Below are 2010 nucleotides of genomic sequence, written 5' to 3' on the forward strand. Positions count from 1 at the left end.
CGGCGCGCCGCCGATGCGGCTGGCGGTGTCGCGCTGGCTGGCCCGCAACCGCGGGATCCGCGTGGACCCGGCCGAGATCATCATGGTGGCCGGGGTCGCGCAGGCGTTGACGCTGGTCGGTGAGGTGCTGCGGCAGCACGGCGTCTCCGGGATCGCGGTGGAGGACCCGAGCTCGCTGGGGGCGCGCCAGCACCTGCACCACTGCGGCCTGGCGACGCCGCCGGTGCCGGTGGACGACGACGGCCTGCTGGTTTCCTCGTTGACGGCGCCGGCGGTGCTGCTGACCCCGGCCCACCAGTTCCCGATGGGCGTGGTGCTGGGCGGCGAGCGCCGCCGCGAGCTGATGCGCTGGGTGGCCGAGGGCGGCATCGTCGTCGAGGACGACTACGACGCGGAGCACCGCTACGACCGCGCGCCGGTGCCCGCGGTGCGGTCGATGGTGCCGGAGGTCTGTTACACGGGGAGTGTCTCGAAGCTGCTGGCACCGGCGTTGCGCGTCGGCTGGCTGGTGGCGCCGCCGCGGTTCTTCGCCGATCTGGTGGCGGCGAAGCGGTTCGCGGACCTGGGCAACCCGGTGCTGGCCCAGCTGGTCCTGGCGCGCTTGATGGAGACGGGTGAGCTGGAGCGCCAGCTGCGGGTGGTGCGGGCCCGGCACCGGCGTCGCCGGGACGCGATGATCCGTGCGCTGTCGGCCTCGCTGCCGTCGGCGGTGGTCCACGGCGCGGCGGCGGGGTTGCACCTGACGGTGACCTTCGAGGCCGAGGTGGACGACGTCGCGGTGGCGGCGGCCGCGCTGGCGGAGGGGGTGAAGGTCCAGCCGCTGTCGTGGCACCGGCAGCTCCCGGGACGTCCGGGCCTGGTCCTGGGGTACGCGGCGCGGACGGCGACGGAGATCGAGGAGGGGGTGGCGGTACTGGGCCGTCTGGTAAAGAGTCCCTAAAGGACAGTCAAGCGGCTGTGATCATGCTCTCCCATGCATTTCGCGCTGTTGGTTGCCATACGCAAGCAAGTTGCTTAGCCTAGCTAAGGGACTGGCGAGCAGAAGGGTTGCACAGTGGCGGAACGCCGGACGTATTCGATCGCGGAACTGGGGCCGCGGTACAAGTGGATCGCGCTGTCCAACACGACGCTGGGCATGCTGATCGCCACGATCAACTCCTCGATCGTGCTGATCGCGCTGCCCGACATCTTCAAGGGCATCGGCATCAACCCCCTGGAACCGGCCAACACGAGCTACCTGCTGTGGATGATCATGGGCTTCCTCGTGGTCACCGCGGTGCTGGTGGTGAGCTTCGGCAGGCTCGGCGACATGTACGGCCGCGCGAGGATGTACAACCTCGGCTTCGCCGTCTTCACGGTGTCGTCGATCATGCTGGCCATCACGTGGTTCGACGGCGACGCGGCCGCGTTGTGGCTGATCGGCTGGCGGATCGTGCAGGGCGTCGGCGGCGCCTTCCTGATGGCGAACTCCTCGGCGATCCTCACCGACGCCTTCCCGGCCAACCAGCGCGGCCTCGCGCTCGGCATGAACGGCGTCGCGGCCATCGCGGGTTCGTTCCTCGGCCTGGTCGTCGGCGGCGTGCTCGCGCCGGTCGACTGGAACCTGATCTTCCTGGTGTCGGTGCCGTTCGGCGTGATCGGCACGGTCTGGGCGTACCTCAAGCTGCACGACACCGGCGTCCGCAAGCACGCGCGGATGGACTGGTGGGGCAACATCACCTTCGCCGTCGGCCTGATCGCGGTGCTGATCGGCATCACGTACGGCATCCAGCCCTACGGCTCGTCGCCGACCGGCTGGGGCAGCCCGTTCGTGCTCAGCTGCCTGATCGGCGGGATCGCGGTGCTGGTGGCGTTCGTGATCATCGAGTCGAAGGTGGACAACCCGCTGTTCCGCCTGTCGCTGTTCCGCATCCGCTCGTTCACCTGGGGCAACGTCGCGAACCTGACGGCGTCCCTCGGCCGCGGCGGCCTGCAGTTCATCCTGATCATCTGGCTGCAGGGCATCTGGCT

Annotated in this window: 2 protein-coding genes; both read left to right on the forward strand. The window is 69.7% G+C overall.

Going from position 1 to position 2010, the window contains the following annotated elements; translation table 11 throughout:
* The coding region (locus tag CCN39_RS46805; protein ID WP_143264444.1) for an aminotransferase-like domain-containing protein at positions 1–940 on the forward strand (940 nt) is incomplete at its 5' end.
* 114 nt (positions 941–1054) lie between these two features.
* Positions 1055–2010 (forward strand): MFS transporter (locus tag CCN39_RS46810; protein ID WP_143264445.1); only part of this gene is annotated, 956 nt, incomplete at its 3' end.

Origin of the sequence: Amycolatopsis kentuckyensis, assembly GCF_002155975.1 — a bacterium.
Classification (GTDB): Bacteria; Actinomycetota; Actinomycetes; order Mycobacteriales; family Pseudonocardiaceae; genus Amycolatopsis; species Amycolatopsis kentuckyensis.